Origin of the sequence: Vibrio sp. MMH1-50, assembly GCF_022347645.1 — a bacterium.
Lineage (GTDB): Bacteria > Pseudomonadota > Gammaproteobacteria > Enterobacterales > Vibrionaceae > Vibrio > Vibrio harveyi.
Genome location: NZ_JAKRGG010000003.1, coordinates 181911 through 204802, shown reverse-complemented (window position 1 = coordinate 204802; position 22892 = coordinate 181911). Strand labels below are relative to the sequence as shown.

Genomic DNA, 22892 nt, shown 5'->3' with positions numbered 1-22892 from the left:
TTCTTATTGAACATGCATATAATAACGCAACTGATAAACGTTATCATTAGCATGGTAAAGGATTAAACAATGAAAAAACTGCTAACTCTTTCAGCGATTACTTGCGCAACTCTAGCTCCAACAGCAATGGCTGCTGAAGAAGTGAACGTCTACTCTTACCGTCAACCTTTCCTAGTTGAACCTATGTTCAACGAGTTCACTAAAGAAACTGGTATCAAAGTAAACGTTAAGTTTGCGAAAAAAGGTCTAGCAGAGAAGTTGGCTCAGGAAGGCGAATACAGCCCTGCTGATGTAATCCTTACTACAGATATCAGCCGTCTAGCTGAACTGACAAACAAAGGTCTGGTTCAAAAGGTAGACAGCAAAATCATCGAAGAAAACGTACCTGCACAGTACCAAGATAAAGAAAACGAGTGGTTTGCTCTCACTCTACGTACTCGTAACGTTTACTCTTCACGTGACCGTGTTGGTAAGCTAGGTAACGATTTCAACTATGCAGACCTAGCAAAGCCTGAATTCAAAGGTAAAATCTGTACACGTAGCGGTAAGCACCCTTACAACGTATCTCTAGTGTCTTCTATGATCGCGCACCACGGTGAAGCTGAAACAAAAGAGTGGCTAGAAGGCGTTAAAGCGAACTTAGCTCGTAAGCCTCAAGGTAACGACCGCGCTCAAGTTAAAGCAATCAAAGAAGGTCTATGTGACGTTTCTCTAGGTAACAGCTACTACCTAGGTAAGATGGTTAACGACAAAGAGCAAAAAGCTTGGGCTGACGCGGTATACATCAACTTCCCTAACCAAGAGACAACAGGTACTCACGTAAATATCTCTGGTATGGCAATGGCGAAGTTCTCTCCAAACAAAGACAACGCTGTGAAGCTAATGGAATTCCTAACGGGTGACAAAGCGCAGCAAATGTATGCAGAAGTAAACTACGAGTACCCAGTAAAAGAAGGCGTTAAGCGTTCTGAACTTGTGGAATCTTGGGGTGACTTCAAAGCAGATACTATCTCTCTAGATGACATTGCTTCTCACCACGAAGCTGCAATTAAGCTACTAGATGAAGTGAAATTTGACCTTTAATTCCATGTGGGGGTATAACTATACCCCCATTTGATTAAAGGATATGAGATGTATTTGCAACTGCATTTGTATTTCATAAAGCCTTGCAGTATTTAGGCAATGAAGAATAAACATTCTCTATGGAAAACCAGTAGTGGGGTGATCACCCTGTTACTGGTTTTGCCGATCTTAGCGATCTTCTATACCGCCATTGGCGAGACGGATGACTTGTTTACGCATTTGATGTCGACGGTCATGCCAACCTACATCTATAACACCGTTGCTCTGACCTCTGGTGTGATGATTCTTTCTTTGATTCTCGGTATCCCAAGCGCTTGGTTTATGGCTATGTGCAAACTGCCAACCGAGAAATGGTTACAATGGGCATTGGTTCTGCCTCTTGCTATGCCGGGTTATATCATTGGTTACATTTTTACGGATTGGTTTGATTTTGCCGGACCGATCCAGATCTTCTTACGTGATATAACCGGATGGGGACCAGGTGAGTACTGGTTTCCTGATATTCGTACCTTGAGTGGTGCGACCTTTGTTCTTTCTCTGGTTCTTTATCCATATGTTTACTTACTCTGCCGAGCGGCATTTATGGAACAGAACGTCTCTTTGTTACAAAGTGCACGCTTACTGAAGTGTTCTCCTTGGGAGAGCTTTTGGCGTATCTCTTTACCGCTTGTTAGACCTTCTATCGCCGTTGGTTTGTCTCTGGTCGCGATGGAAACCATTGGTGACTTCGGCACCGTCAGCTATTTTGCAGTGAACACACTTACCACTGCGGTTTATGATACTTGGCTTGGGTATTCGAACCTGAATGCCGCAGCGAAAATTTCAGCCATGATGTTGGTGATAGTTGTGTTGTTGTTAAGTGCTGAGCGCTACAGTCGCCGCAAGCAGAAGCTGTTCCAAAGCCAGTTTAATAGTCATGAAGATTTTCGCTATGAACTTCAAGGTTGGCAAAAGTGGGGCGCATTAGTTTGGTGTTGGGGCTTGGTTGCGATCGCATTTATTTTCCCTCTGCTACAGTTGATTGATTACGCTATTACTTACTTTGCGCAAAGCTGGACACCTGAGTTTCGTGAATATGCATGGAATAGTTTGGTGGTGTCAGTCGTGGCTGCAATCATCGGTGTTGCGATTGCTTTAACGGTAAACTTTAGTCAGCGAGTCAATGGTGGACGTTCAAGTTTAGCCTTTATGCGCCTATCTTCAATGGGATATGCGGTACCTGGTACTGTGCTCGCCATAGGTGTGATGGTAGCGGTGCTGTTTATGGATCATCGCGTGAACGATATTGCTAAAGCGATGGAGTGGGGTAGACCGGGACTGATCTTCTCAGGATCTATGTTTGCTCTGATTTTCGCGATGGTTGTTCGTTTCTCTGCTGTCGCGATCGGTAGCGTTGAGAGTAACCTAAATAAGATTTCGCCATCGTTGGATATGGCTTCGCGTACGATGGGTTGTACACCAAACACTATGTTGTGGCGTGTGCATTTTCCATTGGTTAAGCGTGGTGCCTTAATTGCTGGTCTGTTGGTGTTCATTGAGTCGATGAAAGAACTCAATGCTGCGTTATTGCTGCGCCCATTTAACTTCGAAACCTTGGCGACGTACGTGTATAACTTTGCCTCGGATGAGCATTTAGAACTTGCTGCATTACCCGCAGTATTACTGGTTCTTGTTGGGTTAATCCCGCTTGTTGTTGTTAACCGTTCACTGGAGCAAAGTCATTAATGAGCTGTGCATTATCCATTCAAAATCTTACTTGCCAGTATGAGTCACAAACTGTTCTTGAGTCTTTGTCCTTAGAAGTGGAACAGGGGCAAATTGTTTGTCTATTAGGCGCAAGTGGTTGTGGTAAGACAACGCTTCTGAAAGCCATTGCAGGTCTCCTTCCGCTAAGTTCAGGTCAAATGAGCCTGAACTGCCTCACTATTGATGACGGTAAAAATTGGTTACCACCAGAGCAGCGTAATATTGGCATGATCTTTCAAGATTACGCCTTGTTTCCGCACCTGACGGTTGCCGAGAACATTGCATTTGGTTTAAAGAATGAAACAGCGCAACAAAAGCTGCTGAAAGTAGAGGAAATGTTGGGCTTAGTTCATCTTAAAGGCTTTGGTGACCGTTACCCGCATCAGCTGTCGGGTGGTCAGCAACAGCGTGTTGCGATTGCTCGTTCACTGGCTTATAAGCCGGATCTTCTGTTGCTTGATGAACCATTTTCTAACATCGATACTCAGGTGCGTCACGAGCTGATCCGTGAAATTCGCAAGATTTTTAAGGAGCAGGGAGTTACTGCGATCTTTGTAACTCACAGTCGTGAAGAAGCTTTTGCTTTTGCCGATAAGATGGCAGTGATGAACCATGGTGTGATTGAACAGTACGGCACTGCCTCTGAACTTTACTATCAACCGTCGAGTAAGTTTGTTGCTGACTTCCTAGGTGGTGGTAGCTACCTTGCTGCAAAGCGAATCTCTGAGAACGAATTTGATACACACCTTGGCGTGGTGGAAGCGAACGCTCAGCAAGACATTAAGATGAATGGAGACTGTGCGCTGTTACTTCGTCCTCAGCATGTACAGATTGCCGCTGATGAAGAAAGTGCGGTCAAAGTGCTTGAGCAACACTTTATGGGTGATCACTGCCGTTATGTGATTGATGTTAACGGCGACCGTTTATTAGCGACGTCAACGCAAGCGTTGAATGTTGGTGATAGCGTAGCAGTGAAAGTGGAAACACAAGGCGTGTTGGCTTTTGCGTAATCAGTTAAGCCCAAATTCAGCACCATAAAAAAGCCCGGCGCTAAAGCCGGGCAAGTGTTCTTCACCTATAGGTTATGTGCTCGAAGCGGGCACAAGGTGTCAGTTATAAAGACAAGAAGTCTTTAAACTGTTGAAGAACACGTTCCGCAGTGTCCTTATCTTGCATCTCTGCAAAAATACGTAGCAACGGTTCGGTACCAGAGAAACGAGCGATAATCCAACCACCGTTTTTGAAGTAAACTTTCGCACCATCTTCGTAGCTGACTTTTTCGATCTCAAACTCAAACTCAGGTAACTGCTTCTCAATATAAATCTTGTTGAACAACGCGTCTTTTTGCGCAGGTTTGAATTTGCAATCGCCTTCAGCCATATACGCATAGCCGTACTTACCGTAGATTTCATCGAGTAACTCAGACAGTTTTTTACCGGTTACTGAAATCATTTCCACCAATAGGCTTGATGCGAATACGCCATCCTTACCTTTGATGTGACCGCGAATGGTTAGACCGCCAGAACTTTCACCGCCAATCAGTGAATCGTCAGCTTCCATTTGAGAACTGATATGTTTAAAGCCTACAGGAACCTCAAAGCACTTTTCTCCGTGGTCTTCCGCGACTTTGTCGAGTAAGTGTGTAGTTGCGATATTACGCACTACTGAGCCTGTCCAGCCTTTGTATTCAAGCAAGTAGTAGTAAAGCAGCAGTAACACTTCATTTGGATGAATGAAGTTACCTTTCTCGTCGATAATGCCAAGACGGTCTGCATCGCCATCGGTACCGATACCAATGTCATAGCCTTCCTGCTCAACAAGGTGCATCAAGCGATAAAGCGTTGCTGCACTTGGCGATGGCATCAATCCGCCAAAGTCTGGGTTCTTGCCATCGTTGATCACGTCGACTTCACAGCGACCATTAATCAGTACCGTTTGAAGTGCGTTTTTTGCAACACCAAACATAGGGTCGATCAATACGCGTAGATTTGCCTTTTTGATCGCCTCGATGTCGATAAAGTCAATGATTGAGTCAACAAACTCGTTCATCGGGTTGATGATTTGAATCAGCTTATCTTCAACCGCTTGTTCAAAGTCGACGCTTTTTACATCTTGTGTCGTTAGCGTTGATATTTGTGATTCGATTTTTTGTGTGATGATTTCATCAGCGTCGCGACCGCCTTCAATGAAGACTTTGATGCCGTTGTAATCGGCAGGGTTGTGTGATGCGGTAATACATGCAGAGTAAGCACAACCCATTTCCTTCGCTTTGAACATCACAATAGGCGTTGGAACAAACTTGTCGATAAAGCTAACCACAATGCCGTTTGCCGCTAGTACTTCAGCGAACCAACGACCAGCTTTATCAGAAAGAAAGCGGCGGTCATAACCAATGACAAAACCACGATCAGCCACGGATTCGTTATTCGTAATGTTTGCGACTGCTTGAGCAACCAAACGTACATTATCTTTGGTGAACTCCTCACCGATAAATGCACGCCAACCACCTGTACCAAATTTGATCATAATTCGATCCTCGATAAGAGCGGCATCCCACCGCTTCTTAAATCTTTGCTAGCGAACCGATGCGCTTATCAAACTCAAGTGCACCGGATAAACCAAAAGGGGAGAAGGACTCCCCTAAAAGATGATTAACCTAGAGTAACGATAACTTCGTTTACTGAACCTTGCGCTTGAACTGGCACCGATGCACCACTTACCGCTTCACCGTTTACGGTAATCGACTTAACACCTTTGCTCACTGAATCAGGGTTAACGACTTTGATGTTGTACGTTGCACCTAACCATTGACGAGTCACTTCGAAACCTGGCCAGTTCGTTGGGATACAAGGATCGATGGTCAGGCCATCGAAGCCTGTACGCACACCGAGGATAAAGTTGGTTACGGCGAAGTAAGCCCAACCAGATGTACCTGTTAACCATGGGTGGTTTGCACGACCGTGGTCTTGGTGGTCACGACCCATGATGAACTGTACGTACGAGTAAGGTTCTGCAATACGTTTTTCGATGATGTCGTTCTGGTTGTATGGGTTTAGTGCATCGTAGAACTTCATTGCACGGTCACCACGACCTAATTTAGCCTCAGCTACCCAAGCCCATGGGTTTGGATGTGAGAAGATTGCCCCGTTTTCTTTTACGCCTTGATAAACGCGAGTCACAAAGCCGATGTCATCGTTTGGTGTTGCGAATGATGGTGAATTTAGGTGTAAGCCATATTCAGAGAACAGGTTCTCATCGACTGCGTCCATCGCTTTTTCACCGCGCTCTTGAGATACCGCACCTGAAAGTACCGCAAGCGTGTTTGACTCAAGGTGTACTCGACCTTCCGCTTGTTGCGCTGTACCGATCTTGTCACCATTTTTCGTTAGACCACGGATGTACCAACCACCTTCGTCATCCCAAAGGTGTGTTTCACATGCTTCACGAACGTTTGCTGCCATTTCCGTGTATTTTTCAACGTCAGCTTGTTTACCTAAGTATTTCGCTAGGTCGATGAACTCTTGCAGTGCCCAGAAGTGTAGGAACGACACCATTGAAGATTCACCACCACCGAGGTTTAGACAGTCGTTCCAGTCTGCACGCAGACCTTTACAGATACCGGTTTGACCTACGTATTCAGCCGAGAAGTCTAGTGCTGCCTTCATGTGGTCATAAACCGTGGCATCACCCCCGTCAGCATAAGGGATCACTTCGTCGAAGAAGCTATGTTCACCCGTTTCCATCACGTACTTACAGATGGTTGGGACTAACCATAGATGGTCATCCGAACATGTGTCTTCGATACCGTGAATCTTGTCTTCATCAGACGGAGTAGGAACAACTGTCGGTGATTTCGATGGTTTAACGTCAGCTTTTTCTGGATCGAACCAATCTGGATCAAATAGGTGTAGACCATAACCCGCTTTCACCTGACCGCGTAGCAGGTCAACGATACGTTTACGCGTCATTGCAGGGTTAGCATGAGGAACTGAGATCGCATCTTGCGCTGTATCGCGGTAACCCAGACCAGTACGACCACCCACTTCGATGAATGAAGCAAAGCGAGACCAAACGACACAAGTTTCCGCTTGGTATAGCGTCCAAGCGTTGATCATGGTGTCTAGACCTTCGTTTGGTGATTTCACTTGGAACTTGCCACAACGCTCATCCCAGTGTGCTTTGATACCAGCAAATGCGTTGTCAACTTCTGCAAGATCTTGGTACTTAGCACGCAGACGCTCACCGTTGCCTTTACCGATACCTAGAATGTAAGCAAAGCGAACTTCCTCACCTGGTTGGATGGTAAATTGCTTGTGCAGAGAGCCACAGTGGTTGTAACAAGTTTGTGCGGTGTTGAAACACTTACCTTGTTCCACTGCTAACGGATTTGCTTCGTCACGGTATAGACCAAGGAAGCTGTCACGTTGACCGTCGTATGAATCTGGGTCAAATGTTGAAGCTAGGTAGTAGAAACCTTCGAAATCGTTCGTGTTGTAGTACAGGTCGTACTCAATCACGCCTTCGTTGTAAGCCGTACCTGCTGAGTAAAGAGACATCTGATGGTTTTGGTTATCAGATTGAATGTGGCTGAATGAGAACTCAACAAATGAGAATGCGCTGATCGTGCGTGGTTTGTCGGAGGTGTTTTTAATCACTACATCCCAGATTTCAGCGTCTTCACCTTTTGGAACGAACAATGTTTTCGTCGCGGTAATACCGCTGTATTCACATTTGAACTTAGAGTAAGACAAGCCGTGACGAACTTCGTAGTTTGCTTCATCTAGGCTTTTCGCAACAGGTTGCCAAGAGATTGACCAGTAATCACCTGTCTCATCATCACGCAGGTAAACGTAGTGTCCCGGGCGATCGAATGTCGCGTTTGGACGGAATTTAGTAACACGGTTGTATTCTGGAGAGTTGTAGAACGAGTAGCCACCCGCGTTGTGCGAGATAACTGTACAGAACTTCTCAGTACCTAGGTAGTTTGTCCATGGTGCTGGTACGTCAGGGCGAGTGATGACGTATTCGCGATTCTCGTTATCGAAATAGCCGTATTTCATTTGTGTATTTCCTTTTTACTAAGCTGCGCCTGCAGCCAAAAATTTAAAAACTCTTTAAGCGTGATGCGTTGGCATCTGGCTTGGTATTACTTCCACGGTTTACGGTAATTCACCCCCTGCAAGTCAAGCAGAGGTAGGTGTCCTTTCAACCGTGATAAATAGTCGGTCCAATCGCGGTGTTGTTTTTCAGTCCAACATGCTTCTGCCATGGCAGTCAGGCGAGGGAAAATCATGTAGTCCATGCGCGATGGGTTGTTGATGATTTCGCACCATAGAGCGGTTTGAATGCCCCAAATGCGTTTTCTGATTGGATCGTCAGCAGGCACTTCTGCTAACGGCTCGTAGTTGTAAGCTTTCTCTAATGGCAGCGGGTTAGCCCAGTCCACTCCAGGCTCTTCTGGTGCGTAGTCTTGGGTCATATCCAAATAAGTAGTTTGTGCAGGTTGCAGCACCACATCAAAGCCTTGGCGAGCACAGTTCAATGCTGCTTCTTCGCTCAACCATGAGTAAATCACGGTATCTTTGCTGACCTTGTTGCCGTGTTGAGCTTCTTCCCAACCCAGCATGCGTTTACCCAGTTTGCGCAGTTTGTCTTCTGCATGACGCAGGAAGTGACCTTGCAGCTCTTTGTAATCGGTGTAACCCAATTGCTCCATTAGGGCTTGGCAAGCAGGACTTTTCGACCACACGCCGTTAGGCACTTCGTCCGCGCCAATGTGAACATAAGGAGCAGGGAATAGAGCAGCGATCTCTTCAAGTACTTTGTCGATAAACTCATAACTGCCCAGAAGAGCTGGGTTAATGACATTATCGTTGTAATGCTGAATGCTGCGGTACTCAGTGGTGTCTTCTGCTTCAATTAAGAGGTGAGGCAGAGACTTAATTGCGGCGCGGCAATGACCAGGTACATCAATTTCAGGAATGATGGTGATACCACGTTGCTCTGCAAATGCGATAACGTCTCGGATTTCTTCTTGCGTGTAGAAGCCGCCGTAGCGTTGAGATAAATGGGTGTATTGTGGCTCGATGGTTTCATCGATACCACGCCATGCGCCAATTTCCGTAAGCTGAGGCAGTGATTTGATCTCGACACGCCAGCCTTCATCGTCAGTGAGATGCCAATGGAACGTGTTGAACTTGTAATGTGCCAACAAGTTGATCAGGCGTTTTACTTGCTCTACGGAATGGAAATGGCGAGCACAGTCCAACATCATGCCGCGATAACGAAAGCGTGGGCTATCTATAATCGAACAGCACACTGCTTCCATGGTTTTGGTTGCTTCATCTCGTTTTAGTAGCTGCAATAAAGTTGCACAAGCATGGGTAAAGCCAGATGAAGAGCCTGCTTCAATCTTGATCGACTCTTCTGATACTTTGAGCTTATATGCCCCCTCATCCAGTGTTGGGTTGCTTTTGAAAATGATTTTGCCGCTGTTAGAAGAAGAAAGTGTAAATTGGTGAATACGCTGGAGCTCTTCTAGTAACCACGCTTTTGCTGAGTTAGCTAAGTCGGTATAAATTGCAACGCCAGCTTGTTCGTCAAAAGTGAACGAGTGGTCGCTGACTTCAATATGGTTTGGTTTTGGCAATAACGGTTGAGCGTGCGTTAAGCTTGCTGGAATATCGCTGCGTTCCCGATATGGTGAAGCCAAAACAATAGGGGTAACATCGACCTGAGCACGTTGAGGTTGACCATCAACAACAAAGTCGATCATCGCTTCATTAAAGCCATCCGAATAATAACGGAATGGGTTAGAGCCAATGCTGAATTCACAGTAATAGTGGTGGTTGGCAGCCAGCACTATACCTTCTGGTTTGAGTGTGCAAAAACTACCAATCTGAGTAAGTTGACCATTTGAAACGCTATCTGGAAGAATGTAACGATCGAAAGCAAAAGTTAAGCCCCAGCTGTTTAGGTCTTGGTCGCTCAAATTATGAAAGGTGAGTCCAAAGCGACAGTTTTGTTTTTGTTCAGAAAGGACCACTAAATCAACACGATATTCCATGTTCACTCCTACTCAACACTCACCGAGTAAAGGTTATGTTCTGGCTTACCAGCAAACATAATGGCTCCTTCAATCGCATCAAACTGAGGTTCAACCACCCACTGTTGAACTGGTGGAGATAACCAGTTCAGGATTCGCTCTGCGATACTGCCCATTAGGCAGATACGAGTAGCCCCACGCTTATTCAGCGCGACTAAGAACATTTCTATATCGGCTGCGGTTTGCTTTAGCATTTCAATCGCCAGTGCATCACCTTGTTCAGCATGTTGGAAAATTGCTGGAGAGAATTGACCGTAATCGCGAGGTAGAGCCTGCTTAGACCATGCCACTACGTTGTCGATATCATTTTCAAAATGTGCCATTACGTGTGCTGCTAGAGGTGTTTTTTCGCGAATGCCGTCTTCTGCCAGCAAGACTTGTTGGATCAGACGCAACCCCATGACTGCGCCGCCACCTTGGTCGGAGATTGGGAACTCACGACCGCCAACGACATGTTGCTCGAGACCTTTGAGGAAAATGCCGCATGAACCTGTTCCTGCGATCATGATTGCGCCATCTTCACCGTTATGCGCACCAATACATGCTCCGTAAGCATCGGTATTGAGTGTCATACTGGCAAATGGGTGTTCCAAAGCCATGAATGCTTGCCAAGAGGTTTTATGTTCCGCACCTGCTAGAGCCAGACCTACGTGCATAGAAGCGAAATCTTGTTGAGTTAGCCCGCCTTGTGCTGCCGCTGAAGCAATAGATTCAAGAATCGACGCCATCGCGATGTCTGCGCCCAGCATGATGTTTGCACTGCCGCTTTTGGCTTCACCAATGAAGTTGCCTTGTGCATCTTTGATTCGAGCGCGGCATGACGTGCCGCCTCCATCAATACCTACAAAATACATCCCCATGTTTATTGCTCCTTGAAGGCTTGAGAGTTGGCTAAAGTCGAGATGTGCTGAGCCTGACTCATCACCGCGAGTAGGAACCAAGCACCATGTGGGATCCATTGTTCACCCCAGCGCCAGTTCTGAAGCATGTCGTCTTTCTGCGCTGGTGGATTAAATGCAATGCCTTCCTCATCTTCGAAACCGCCGGTAATGCCATTACACACGCCACCTTTTGCATTGAAGAAACCGTATTGAGGAAGATAGTCCGGATTGTTACGACCATGACCATCCAACATACACATGTCGTATGGGTTCAGCCCCACAATCCAGTTAATAGAATCTTGTGCGAGTTTAGAAAGCTGCTGTTTTAGCGCTTTTGACTCAATGAAAGGGAGTGCCCCATAAGCCATGGTTGCCAGTGAACCTAGGCGAGCATTCTCACCTTGCCACCAGTAACCTGATTCGTTGTTGTGTGCGACAAAGAACGCATCCCGTTTCGCTTCATCTACGCCTTTTACGTATTGGCGTGGATAACCAAATGGGTTCTTCACTTTGTTGGTGATAGAGACTTCAAATTCACACGCTTGAGTGATGATTTGCTTTGCTACCGATGCGCGCTCAGAGTCGTCTTCGATGGTTAAGTATTCACATAGTGCGATCACAGGAAGTCCTGCTTCTGCTGCATGGAAGTAAGGTCGACTGCCATCTTGATTAGCACTCCAAAAGTGTTGAATGTTCTCATCACTTGTTTGGCGAGTTGAAAGACGTTTTGCCCATACGCGGCTTTCTTCTAGGTAGCGTATCTCTTTGGTGGTCTTAAATAGCTCTACAGCTGCAAGAAGCGCACAGTATTCATCGATGATGTTCTCTTCACCATCGTTCAAGTATTGGGTGTTGTGTTCTTTTAGGTGCCAGTAACCGTTTTCTGCCGCATTACGGTATTTTTGTTGGTCGAATTCGCCATGAACATCTAGGCGTGCTGCTGAAGCTAATGCTGCAATGCTGATGCCTGCACCTTGTCGATAGCCTGCTTGATAGTCATCGAACTTATGACCAAGTTGAGTTTCGTACGCGCAAATCTCGCGTTGCGCTGTATCTTTACTCCACTTGTCGAACACGGTCATGTAGAAGAAGCCTTTTTCATTTTGCATACGAACAAGGAAGTCTGTGCCAAATAACGCTTCTTCAACAAGACGAGTGGCCGTGAACTTAGCCAGTTTGTCGTTACCTTCGAGCAGAGATAATCCTTTCAACATGTTCCAAACTACCATCGGTGTCTGTTGTGGATTTAGGTAGTTTGCGTATGACAAATGGCTTAGATATTTACTGACGTCGCCTGATGCGTCATACCAACCGCCGTGAACATCTGCGGTTTCGCTAGAGTTAAGTAGCGGTGCTTGGCGATCTTGTTGATCGAAAATGCCGCCGCAGCGTTGAGATTTAAAATAATGGATCACATCAGACAGCGTACGATCTAGAAGAACATGCTCTCCAATCTCAAAGTGAGATGAGCGCAAATGATCGAAGCGAAGGTAGTAGTTACCGGGAGTGTTAAATGAAGAAAAGTCGACAAGGTAAAAATGACCTTGATGCCAATTTGCCACTTTGCCTTGCTTTTCTACTGTCAGTGTCGCAACAGTTTGGTGGCTGTCGGCACAAACCAATAAAGCAGTATAAGAAGACAGACGTGGTTGACTCGTCTGGATGATCGCTTTCTTAGGACCCAGACGCTCGTAACCAATATGGTTAGTCAGTAGCAGCATTCAATTTCTCCGGGAAACAATAAAATACAAAGGGAAAAAGGGGTCAGATTGATACCTGACCCTCGTTATGATTAATCTTCGAATAAGTAACAACGAACAAAATGGTTATCGGACAATTGAGTCACACCTGGCAGTCGCTCACGACATTTTTCTGTGGCATGAACGCAGCGTCCTGCAAATGGGCAACCGACTGATTCTGGTGTCCACAGTGGGATTTCACCTTTGTTACCTTTCAACTTCTCGTGAATTGACTTCGATGGATCGGGTACCGCTGAAACCAGTAGTTGTGTGTATGGGTGTTGCGGATCGTGGATGATTTCTTCAGTGTCTCCCCATTCAACCATGTGACCCACGTACATAACTGCAAGATCTTCAGCAATGTAACGTGCTGTCGCGATATCGTGAGTGATATAAAGCAGAGACATTTGCTTCTCAAACTTCATTTCTTCCATTAGGTTGAGAACACCAGCACGGATCGATACATCAAGCATTGATGTTGGTTCGTCAGCCAATACCACTTCTGCACCAACCGCAATGTTGCGAGCCAAGTTCACGCGTTGACGCTGACCACCAGAAAGCTGGTGCGGGAACTTTTGTGCCGTCTCTTTTGGTGGAATCAGACCAACTTGTTCCAACAAATCATACACGCGCTCTTCCAACTCTTTCTTGTTGCCCGGAGCGATCTTTTTGTGGATCAGCAGTGGGCGAGCAATATGGTGGAAGATGTTGTGTGTTGGGTTTAGCGAGCCAAACGGGTCTTGCCATACCATTTGTACGCCTTCACGGTAGGTCATCAAATCGTGTCGAGAGGTGATGTCTTGGATGTCACGCCCTTTGTATTCGATGATGCCATCCGTTGGTGCATACATTTTCGCAATCATTTTTGCGGTAGTAGATTTACCTGAACCAGATTCACCTACTACTGACAAACCGCGGCTTTTGTACATTTTGAAAGATACGTCGTTGATTGCACGCATCTTAGATTGTTTGATTGAGTTACTGTTTAAAGGGAAGTCTTTAACGACATTTTTACCTTCAATCAGCAGTTCGCCGAATTGTTTGCTCATAATTCTCTCCAGTGTAATTTTCTTCTTAGCTAGCGTTATTTTTTGTTGTTAAACCTTAGCTTGAGCAATGGTGTCGCCGTACAAGTGGCAGTTTGAGAGACGACCAGGTTCTATTTGACGTAGCTGAGTTGGTACTCTTGTACAAGCTTCATGGACGCGGTCACAGCGAGCTTGGAAACGGCAGCCTTGTGGAACTTCTAATAAGTTCAGAGGGTTGCCCGGAATACCAGTTAATTTGGTCTTAGGACCAGTTAGTGGAGGGAAAGAGCTACCCAAACCTTTGGTGTAAGGGTGGTAAGGACTTTCCAAAATTTGCTTAGAAGGCGCGACTTCAATCAACTCGCCCGAGTACATGATGCCGATGCGGTCAGAGAACTCGACCATCAATGACAAGTCATGGGTGATGAACAGAATCGAGAAGCCAAATTCTTCTTTAAGTGCGTAAATCTTTTGCAGGATTTCGCGTTGAACCACAACGTCTAGCGCTGTTGTTGGTTCATCCATGATGATCATTTTTGGATTCAGAGCCAAAGCGATAGCGATAACCAGACGCTGACGCATACCACCAGAGAATTGGTGTGGGTAATCGCTTAGTCGGCTAGGGTGGATATCAACGATTTCCAATAGACCTTCTGCACGTACTTTTGCTTGAGCGCGAGTCATGTTGGTGTGGCGCATAATGACGTCACAGAACTGCTCTTCCATCGTTAGTACTGGGTTCAAAGCGTTCATCGCACTTTGGAATACCATCGACATTTCGCTCCAGCGGAACGCTTGCATGCGTTCATCGCTGTATTTGAGGATATCTTCACCATTGAAAATAACCTCACCACCTGTGATAAACGCTGGCGGCTTATGAAGGCGCATTAGCGAGAAAGCAACAGTGGATTTACCACAGCCAGATTCACCAGCCAGACCGAATACTTCGCCTGGTGCAATGTCGAAGCTAACGTTGTTACATGCGCGGACATCGCCCGCGTCTGTAATGTAGTCTACGCATAGGTTACGGATAGAAATTAGTGGTGCAGTCATGATTATTTATCTCCGCTCCATAGTGCATTTTGTGGTGCCAATTCTGGCTCACGCTCTTTCTTGTCTTGTGCTGCCATTTTCTTCCAGCGCTTCATGCCTTTGTGAGAACGAAGTTGTGGGTTAGCAATTTCATCTACTGCAAAGTTCAGTAGAGCAAGACCAGTAACCAATAGAGTCAGTGCAATACAAGGAGCTAGCACTTCCCACCATGCTCCGATAAGCATTGCTGATGAAGTTTGTACGTTGTACAGCATGATGCCCCAACTGATGGTATTGGCATCGCCTAGACCTAGGAACGAGATGACGGCTTCTGTGTTGATTGCTAGCATTACCGAACCGATGAAGCTTGCGCCTACGATTGGGATAAGGTTTGGCAAAATCTCAACGAAGATGATGCGAATGGATGATTCACCAAGAACCTCTGCTGCTTTAACGAATTCTTTCTCGCGTAGTGCCATGGTTTGAGCTCGCACAACACGTGCACCCCAAGCCCAGGAGGTACCGGCGATAATCAATGCAATGGTGAGCGGTCCAGCCTCTCCGATGAAGGCTGCGAGTACAAAGAGCAATGGTAATTGTGGAATTACCAGCATAATGTTCATTGCAGCACTCAATACGTCATCGACACGACCGCCAAAGTAACCCGCTGAGATACCAATAACTGTTGCTAAGAAACACACGATAATACCCGCGCCGAAACCAACACCCAGCGATACTCGAGCGCCGTAAGCAACTTGAGACCAGATATCACGCCCCATACGAGATGTACCTAGAACGTGGTCTGCTTTTTTCGACATCAGCAGCGTGCGACGATCATCTGCTAGGTTTTTTGCAACCCAGCCATCAGGGTTATTTTGTGCTTGTTTTACAACAAAACCAGGGTATTCATGTGGGTTACCAGTGCGCTTATCTGGCGCATGTTGAGTAATCAAAGGTGCAGCTACTGCTACAAAGATGAATACCGAGATAATTGCCAAACCAACACGTGCGAACGTGTTACCTAAAATCAGTTTAAATAGTTCTTTCATGATTATTTGCCTCCCTTACGTAGGCGAGGGTCTAGAATCATGTACAGCATGTCAGCCATTAGGTTGAAGCAAAGCATGAACATCGTCATGATGATTAGCTGACCTTGAAGTACTTGGTAGTCACGTGCGTGAATTGCGTTAAGAAGAACCGTACCTAGACCTGGGTAGTTGAAGATCATTTCGATGATTAGCTGACCACCGATTGCCATACCTAGAGACATTGAAAGTGCGGTTACACTTGGTAGTAGTGCGTTACGAGCTGCGTAGTTGAATACCACACGGTTTTCACTCAGACCCTTACCTTTTGCCATCGTGATGTAGTCTTCAGCAAGAAGGTTGATCATGTTGTTACGCATGTTTACTAGGAAGCCACCGATCTGAACAATCGTCGCACAGAACAATGGAAGAATAGCGTGGTAACCAACGTCTTTTAGGAACTCCCAGCTTGTCCAATCTGGCACAGTACCCGGGGTGTATGCATAGCCTGATGGGAACCACTTAAGACCGATGGCAAAGATGAACAGTGCTAGCATCGCGATTACCATTTGTGGAATCGCCTGAACAATAAGTGTGCCCGGTGTTACGAATGCGTCGTATCGGCTACCACGTTTCCAAGCTGCGAAGATACCTAGTACAGAAGCAATCGAGAACGATAGCACTACTGCAGTACCTGCTAGGAACAATGACCAACCGAATGCACCACCTAGTAGAGAGTTAACTGAAAGCGGGTAGAACTGGATAGAAGTACCTAGCTCCCAGCTTAGAATGTTTTTGATGTATGACAGGTACTGAATGTAAATTGGACCATCTACGAAACCTAGCAGCTCTTTCATTGCTGCGATTCGCTCTGGCGTTACCTGTACTGATGCGTTAGCAAACATCATGGTAACTGGGTCACCAGGCATTGCTCGCGGAATAATGAAGTTTAACGTCGCTGCAACCAAGAGCGCGACAAGATAGAACGACAAACGTCTTAAAAAATAACCCATAACTCACACCTTACTCACCCAGATTTTTTCCCTGTTTCTGGTTTCAGGTCGCTCCTAGCGAAATTTAGAGCGAAAAATCCCCTGACGACGAGCGCCATATGTTGGTTTGGTCACAAGGGGATTTTTATAGGCGGCACACGGGATGTGTGCCGCTAGAAATGAACTTCTACTTATTTAACTGGTTTTAGGTCCAGTACGTGAAGTAGACGCTCTGGGATACCAGCCCAAATGTTTGGACGGCCCTTAGGATTTTCTTCGTTCCACCAACCAGTGAAGCGAGTTGTGTTGTATTGGTACATGTAAGCACCAGACATCACAGGGATAGTAACTTGGTCTTGAGCGATGATTTGCTGAATACCGTGAGCGATTTCTAGCTGCTCTTGCTTGTCAGCTGTCTTGTAGAAGCTGTTTAGAAGACCATCTAGCTTGTCGTTCTTGTAGAAGTGCATCGCGAAGCGAGGCATACCGTCACCAGATTGTAGTGCTGAGTTGTAAGCACTGTTCCAGTAAGTATATGGGTCTGCACCGTGGAAGTAGTTGGTGTACGCAACGTCGTAAGTACCTTCAAGCATTGCTTGGTTGTACACAGAGAAGTCTGGCGTACGAGCACGTGCTTTGATGCCTACTTCTGCAAGTTGCTCAACAGCAAGCTGTACAGTGTTGTTGAAGTCAGTCCAACCGTTTGGAGATTGGATCAGTAGCTCGAAAGACTTACCAGATGGCGTGTCAACGAAACCGTCTTTGTTTACATCTTTAAAGCCAGCTTTCGCTAGAAGCTTCTTAGCACCTTCAGCGTTGTACGAGTTGTAACCTTTGTACTTGTCGTGAGTCTTCTCGTCAGACCAAGCTTCGAATGCGTAGCCAAGACCAGATGCGAAGTCGTTCACTGTACCGCCGCCGTAGAATGCGATATCAATGATAGTTTGACGATCAAGAGCCATAGAGAATGCGCGACGGAAGTCAACGTTAGTTAGTGCTTCGTGCTTCGCTGCATCTGGGTTCTTGAAGTTAACTACGAACGCTTGAGTACCTGCTGGCGGGTACCAGTAGTGGTGTTTAGGGCTTGCTGCTGCGTAAGTGCGGTCGATGTCTGGAACGAATGAAGAAGTCCAGTCCATTTCGCCGTTAACAATCTTACCTAGGAACTGGTCGTTGTTCGCGATTTGAGGAACACGCAAACAGTCAACGTCTAGGTTAGCTGCATCCCAGTAGTTCGGGTTTTCACACTGGATGTATAGTTGCGGAGTGAAAGTGTCGATCTCTGTAAACGGACCAGTACCTACTGGGTTCTCGTTCGTGAACGTTGAAGGATCTTTTACTTTGCTCCATACGTGCTTAGGTACGACTGGTACTTTAGCAATTTCGTAAGGAACGTTTGAGTTTGCTTCGCTTAGACGGAACTTAACTTTGTAATCGTTAACTTTCTCTACGCCAGTAACCCAAGAGTTGATACCAGATTGGTCTAGTTCTGGCTTCTCTTTTACTAGGTTGAAAGAGTAAACAACGTCATCAGCGGTAAACGCTTGACCGTCAGACCATTTCACGCCTTTACGAATGTCGAAAGTTACGCTCATTAGGTCGTCAGACATTTGGAAGTTTTCTGCTAGACGGAATACTGGCGTGTTGCCGTGCATTTCGTTGAAAACAACTAGTGGCTCGTAGATAAAGTCAGTAGTTGTGTGCAGGTTTGTTGCACCCAAGAAAGGGTTAAAGTTACGAACAAAAGTTGTAAACTCTTTAGGGTGGATAGTCAGTTCACTGCGCTCAGCGGCTGTAGCTACTGATGCGAAACCTGTAGTAGCCGTTGCAATAATTGCTGTTGCTAGTGCTGTTTTTTTAATATTGGCAAGCATAGCTGTTCCTTACTATTTGCTTTCATTTCACTAATGGAATTGAATGTCATCAATTGATAAACACTCTCCAAGGCCCACCTCTTCGCTTCACTGTAATTTGCGTCGCTCTAAGAGTGGCCTGTAGGCCTTAGGCAGGAGTAAGAAAACACCTTATCCACAAAATAATCAAACTCGATTCCCGTTAAAAACGTTAAAAACCATACCAACTCCGTCATAAACGTCATTTTGCTCATTTTTAAGTCACCCAAGGCTAAAAAATAAACGTTGATATGCGTCGCAGTTTATATCCGCTTTAATATTGTGTGTTAGTGTTCACTTACTTAATTATGTAGTCATGTAGAGGCTTTTCTGTGGTTGTATTGCATTGGGGATCTGGCTCACACCTGAAATTTTTGTTAATTAACTAGGTGAAATTTAATCTGCCGTTCTGTTGTGATTGACTTCGCAATCTGTATCAAATGTTGCTCAATTTTCCCTTGTTGAGGAAAAATAAGTGCGTTTTAACAGCAAAAATGGGCTGCTGATTATGCTTTTTTTATTCAGGAAAGGAAGTGTTTTAAAGGTACTTTTTAAGAAAATTTACGGTAAGGAATGAGCAAGGAATAACACGACTTGAATTGTTTCTACAAATGCCGTTGCTTTTGGTTTTGATAGCTTGCTTCCAGCTTCTTATACGTTAATTGCTCAGTCCCATCGCTGCTCTGTAAGCTCCATTGCTTGCTTCTTACGGTGAGTATGGAGAAGCATTACTGCGCAATGGATAATGGCAGGGATAAAAAAGCCCCGCCTAAGTGGCGGGGCTAGTATTTGCTGTTTGGTATTAACTTGTAAGGAGCCTTTGCATTTTATCGCGTTGCGCTTCAATGTAAGCTCGTTCAGGGCTTTGTTCTTTACAGTGCTCAAGAATGAACTCGATTGAGCTTAGAACCGTTCTCCAGCGCGGTGTTTTTGGTAATGTCTCAATGCGCATGTATTTATCGAGTGTCCGAGTTTGCAACGTACTGCGGTCGAGGTAGACACGCCATAAACCACTTTGCTCCGCAAAAGCAAACTTAGTTTCTCCAGTCACTGATTCCCAGTATTCCAATGCATGAGTCATCGTATCGACCAACACTTCGCGCATCAGCTCTTGTTTATCTTTCTTGTTCCCCAATGCTTTATCTGCAAGGCGAGTAAACTCACCGCCAAGTTCTTTCAGCTTCTGCAATTGGTCTTTATCACCATCAAACGCATAACTTGATAGAACTTCAACCGCGGTTTCTAGATTATGGATACGAGCTGCGTTTGCACCACCGCCTACGTTAAAGATGTACATAACATCTAGACCAGAGCCTTCAGGTAATTTGAGAATGTCTGCTTCAATGTTTTGACGAATATCTTCGATGTAAATATCAATCTTGCCACAGTAATGTGGTTGTTTAACTGTCAGGAATTTAGGTGCAATAAGTTCATCTGCCGAAGAGCGTTTTAACTGCTCTAAGCTGCGTTTAAATAGCTTACATGCCGCTTCGTTCGCAAAGCGAATACGTTGATCCTCGCGAAGGCAAATAATGGCTTCAGGTGCTGATTCTAGTTGTTCTAATAATCGACCTTGAGTCTCAAGCAAGCTAGCTTCTACTTCAGCACGCTGGCGCAGCTCCGATTCCAGTAACTTGTTCTCGATGTGGCGCATTTCTGCTTTACTTGCGGTTAAGTGCGCTTGAATACGTGCGGCGAGTTCCTGCTTATTGAATGGCTTGGTTAAGTAGTCATTCGCACCAGCTTCGAAGCCTCTTACTCGATCTTCTGTCTGACTTAATGCCGTCAACATAATGATTGGAAGCTCTGCGTGATCATAGGTCTCTCTAAGCTCACTACATACTTGGTAGCCGCTCATGCCTGGCATCATGATATCGAGTAGAAGCAACTCTGGTTTTTCTTGCTCGATTAAAGCAAGTGTTTCAGGACCATCAGAAATAGTGCGTACGCGGTAGCCTTCAAGCCTTAGGAAGCTTTCGAGAACGCGTAAGTTAACCGGTTCGTCATCAGCAACATACAACAGCGGACCATCAGGGTTCTCTGGTAATGATAAGTCGTCGTTGTTTTCAAAGTTCGCTTCTGGAATTTGGAAGTGTCCACGCGCCGCAAGGCTCTGTGTTGCTTGAATCTCTTCTTCATTAGCAAGTGGCAGAGTAAAGCTAAATGTAGTGCCGACCATTGGTTGACTACTTACATATAACGATCCACCCATCAATTCGATAAGTTGACGGCTGATTGATAAACCCAAACCAGCGCCTTGACGGTAGCGACTAGCGTCTTGGCCGGCTTGAATTAAAGGTTCAAAGATATGCTCAAGATGTTCAGCCGGGATACCCTGGCCAGTATCAACCACTTGTACGCGGACTTGATCGTCCACGACGGTGGCAGAAATTACGATCTTACCTTCAGAAGTATATTTAATTGCATTACCAATTAGGTTGTACAGTACTTGTTCCAAGCGTTGTGGATCGGCAGACACCGCTTTTAGATCGGCAGGGACCTGGTTAATGATACGAATCGTCTTGTTACCTAGTAGATGACTTGAAAGCTCAAGCACCAAGCGAGTCGCACTTGCTAGGCTCACTGCCGATTTTTGGATATCCATGCTGCCATAGCGCATCTTGTGGTAATCCAATAAATCGTCAACAAGATTTGCCAAACGTTGACCACTTTTGATGATGATATCCAATTGGTATTTTTGACTCGCAGGAATTGCACCATTAGCACCAGATACTAAAGTCTCTGCAATGCCGACCATACCGTGTAATGGTGTACGTAACTCGTGAGAGGTTGTCGCTAGGAACTCATCTTTCAGCTTATCTGCCAACTGCAATTCTTCGTTTTGCTTTTGGATCAATTTGATGTTGCTTTCTAGCTCTTCATTTTGCTGCTTAATGGTTTGGATCTTTTCTCGAATTGAGCGTTGCATGCGCTCAAAGCTGATCGCGAGTCGACCGATTTCATCTTTACGCTCTGTATTAAAGGTCGTTTCGTCCAGATCACCAGCAGATACTTTCTCTGCTGCCCAAGTCAGCTTAAGAAGCGGGGAGGTGATGAAATTAGATAAGTAGTGTGAGGCGATCACAACCAAGATGATCGCAATCAGCATCGCAATAACAAACAGCTTCTCGAGCTGGTGGACTCGAGCAAAGGCTTCTTTTTCTGGAAGTTGTACGACAATCGCCCAAGTTAGACCGCGAGTTTCAATTGGCGCAAATGCCGCAATCATCTCTTCACCCAAGCGGTTGCTGTAAGTACCTACTTCTGTGTCGCCTGCGAGTGCTTTATCGACAATCTCTAAGCTGTTTTGGATTTCTTCCTGTTTGGTGTTAATGGTTCGAGGTTTATGATCGCTGCCCACTAGTAAGGTTTCAATCGAGGAATCGCGGTTGATTTCAGCAATAAGCTTAGTAATGCCGTTGTTTGGTAAGCGGAACATCGCATAGCTGTGCAGGTAGCCTTGTTGGACAATCGGTGCGCCGAGCCAAGCGACTTGTTTACCGTTTTCGATATCAAAGTCAGACACGACAACTGGCGTGTAATCTTCATTAACCTTACGACGTGCACTCACATCTTCAGACAAACGTTTAAAGGTGCGCCCTAGCGCCGTATCTTTGTAGCGTCCTGTCAGTAGGTTAGTGCCATAGTTGTCGTCTTTATTGATTGAGTAAGTGACATTACCATCGATATCAACCAATAAAATGTCATTAAAATCAGATCGCTTTAACAGCTCTAGGTATGCCCAGTGGTAACGTTTGTGCAATAGGCGGTAACGTTCGCTGCCAACGTAGTTAGATGATTCCGGTAAAATCGAGGTTTTGATTTGATCGCCACTGCCTTTGATATAGCGCTGCTGTGCGTTTTCTCTGGCTTCATCAATATCGTGACCCAAGCGACTAAACGCATTGACCAAACCGTAGAATCGTCCGCCGCTGGCGTAAGCAAGTTCGGAGCGTACGAAGCCCATGACTTCAGTCTCTTGAGCTGCAAAGTAGTCGATGATTTGTTGTTGTTTGGTATCACGAACTGAAAGAAGGTGCGATGTGCTTTGTTCTTGAAGATCTTTACTGTGTGATTGCAGGAAGAAAATCGCAGTTATCGTCAGTGGCGTGATACTAAGAACCAAAAACGCGGTCATTAGCGTGCTTTGCAGGCGCTTAAATTTCTGCTTTTTGTAGAATTTAAACATGGATAAGATTACAACTCATAAAAGGGCAGCGACCAATTTACTGGGCTTGCCAAGGTTCTCGTTAAAAACGGACAAGAAGTTAAATTCGATAGAATTAACAAAATTAACGAGTTTTTTTTCTTTGACAAGAAAGTTGATTGGAAAGCGTGGGGAGAGACGCAGTTTTTCGTTGAGTTGAAT

At 45.5% G+C, this 22892-nt stretch carries 14 protein-coding genes; 3 read left to right on the top strand and 11 right to left on the bottom strand.

Annotated elements, in window-relative coordinates:
* The first annotated feature begins 69 nt into the window (after positions 1-69).
* The 3 genes from MHO32_RS04230 to MHO32_RS04220 all read left to right on the top strand — a co-directional run bounded on the left by MHO32_RS04230 (position 70) and on the right by MHO32_RS04220 (position 3839).
* Positions 70-1083, top strand: coding sequence for a Fe(3+) ABC transporter substrate-binding protein (locus tag MHO32_RS04230; RefSeq protein ID WP_005446300.1), 1014 nt, complete (start codon positions 70-72; stop codon positions 1081-1083).
* Between the two features lie 99 nt (positions 1084-1182).
* Positions 1183-2808 (top strand): ABC transporter permease, encoded by a 1626-nt coding sequence (locus MHO32_RS04225; RefSeq protein ID WP_017189149.1) that lies wholly within the window; start codon positions 1183-1185, stop codon positions 2806-2808.
* On the top strand, positions 2808-3839 hold the full coding sequence (locus MHO32_RS04220) for an ABC transporter ATP-binding protein (protein ID WP_101904500.1): 1032 nt from the start codon (positions 2808-2810) through the stop codon (positions 3837-3839). The genes MHO32_RS04225 and MHO32_RS04220 overlap by 1 nt, the downstream gene beginning before the upstream one ends.
* A 103-nt stretch (positions 3840-3942) precedes the next feature.
* Here the strand turns inward: MHO32_RS04220 and MHO32_RS04215 are convergent, their stop codons facing one another.
* From MHO32_RS04215 to MHO32_RS04165, 11 genes are all read right to left on the bottom strand, one after another.
* The gene (locus MHO32_RS04215) at positions 3943-5355 is read right to left on the bottom strand and encodes a phosphoglucomutase/phosphomannomutase family protein (RefSeq protein WP_009698740.1); all 1413 of its coding nucleotides are present in this window, start codon (positions 5353-5355) and stop codon (positions 3943-3945) included.
* A gap of 125 nt (positions 5356-5480) precedes the next feature.
* Entirely contained in the window at positions 5481-7889 is a 2409-nt protein-coding gene (locus tag MHO32_RS04210) for a GH36-type glycosyl hydrolase domain-containing protein (protein ID WP_009703764.1), read from the bottom strand.
* Positions 7890-7975: 86 nt separating this feature from the next.
* Positions 7976-9895, bottom strand: a complete 1920-nt coding sequence (locus MHO32_RS04205; protein ID WP_239210711.1) for a beta-N-acetylhexosaminidase — start codon at positions 9893-9895, stop codon at positions 7976-7978.
* 8 nt (positions 9896-9903) lie between these two features.
* Positions 9904-10794 (bottom strand): N-acetylglucosamine kinase, encoded by an 891-nt coding sequence (locus MHO32_RS04200; protein WP_009698737.1) that lies wholly within the window; start codon positions 10792-10794, stop codon positions 9904-9906.
* A 2-nt stretch (positions 10795-10796) separates the two neighbouring features.
* Complete coding sequence (locus MHO32_RS04195) at positions 10797-12536, bottom strand: glycoside hydrolase family 9 protein (protein WP_061065371.1); 1740 nt, start codon at positions 12534-12536, stop codon at positions 10797-10799.
* Between the two features lie 71 nt (positions 12537-12607).
* Entirely contained in the window at positions 12608-13603 is a 996-nt protein-coding gene (locus MHO32_RS04190) for an ABC transporter ATP-binding protein (RefSeq protein WP_005446311.1), read from the bottom strand.
* Between the two features lie 48 nt (positions 13604-13651).
* On the bottom strand, positions 13652-14635 hold the full coding sequence (locus MHO32_RS04185; protein WP_005446313.1) for an ABC transporter ATP-binding protein: 984 nt from the start codon (positions 14633-14635) through the stop codon (positions 13652-13654).
* Positions 14636-14637: 2 nt separating this feature from the next.
* Positions 14638-15663, bottom strand: a complete 1026-nt coding sequence (locus tag MHO32_RS04180; protein WP_009698735.1) for an ABC transporter permease — start codon at positions 15661-15663, stop codon at positions 14638-14640.
* 2 nt (positions 15664-15665) lie between these two features.
* Positions 15666-16652, bottom strand: a complete 987-nt coding sequence (locus MHO32_RS04175) for an ABC transporter permease (RefSeq protein WP_005446316.1) — start codon at positions 16650-16652, stop codon at positions 15666-15668.
* A gap of 170 nt (positions 16653-16822) precedes the next feature.
* The gene (locus tag MHO32_RS04170) at positions 16823-18505 is read right to left on the bottom strand and encodes an ABC transporter substrate-binding protein (RefSeq protein WP_005446317.1); all 1683 of its coding nucleotides are present in this window, start codon (positions 18503-18505) and stop codon (positions 16823-16825) included.
* A gap of 820 nt (positions 18506-19325) precedes the next feature.
* The gene (locus tag MHO32_RS04165) at positions 19326-22712 is read right to left on the bottom strand and encodes a response regulator (protein WP_009698734.1); all 3387 of its coding nucleotides are present in this window, start codon (positions 22710-22712) and stop codon (positions 19326-19328) included.
* Positions 22713-22892 lie beyond the last annotated feature (180 nt).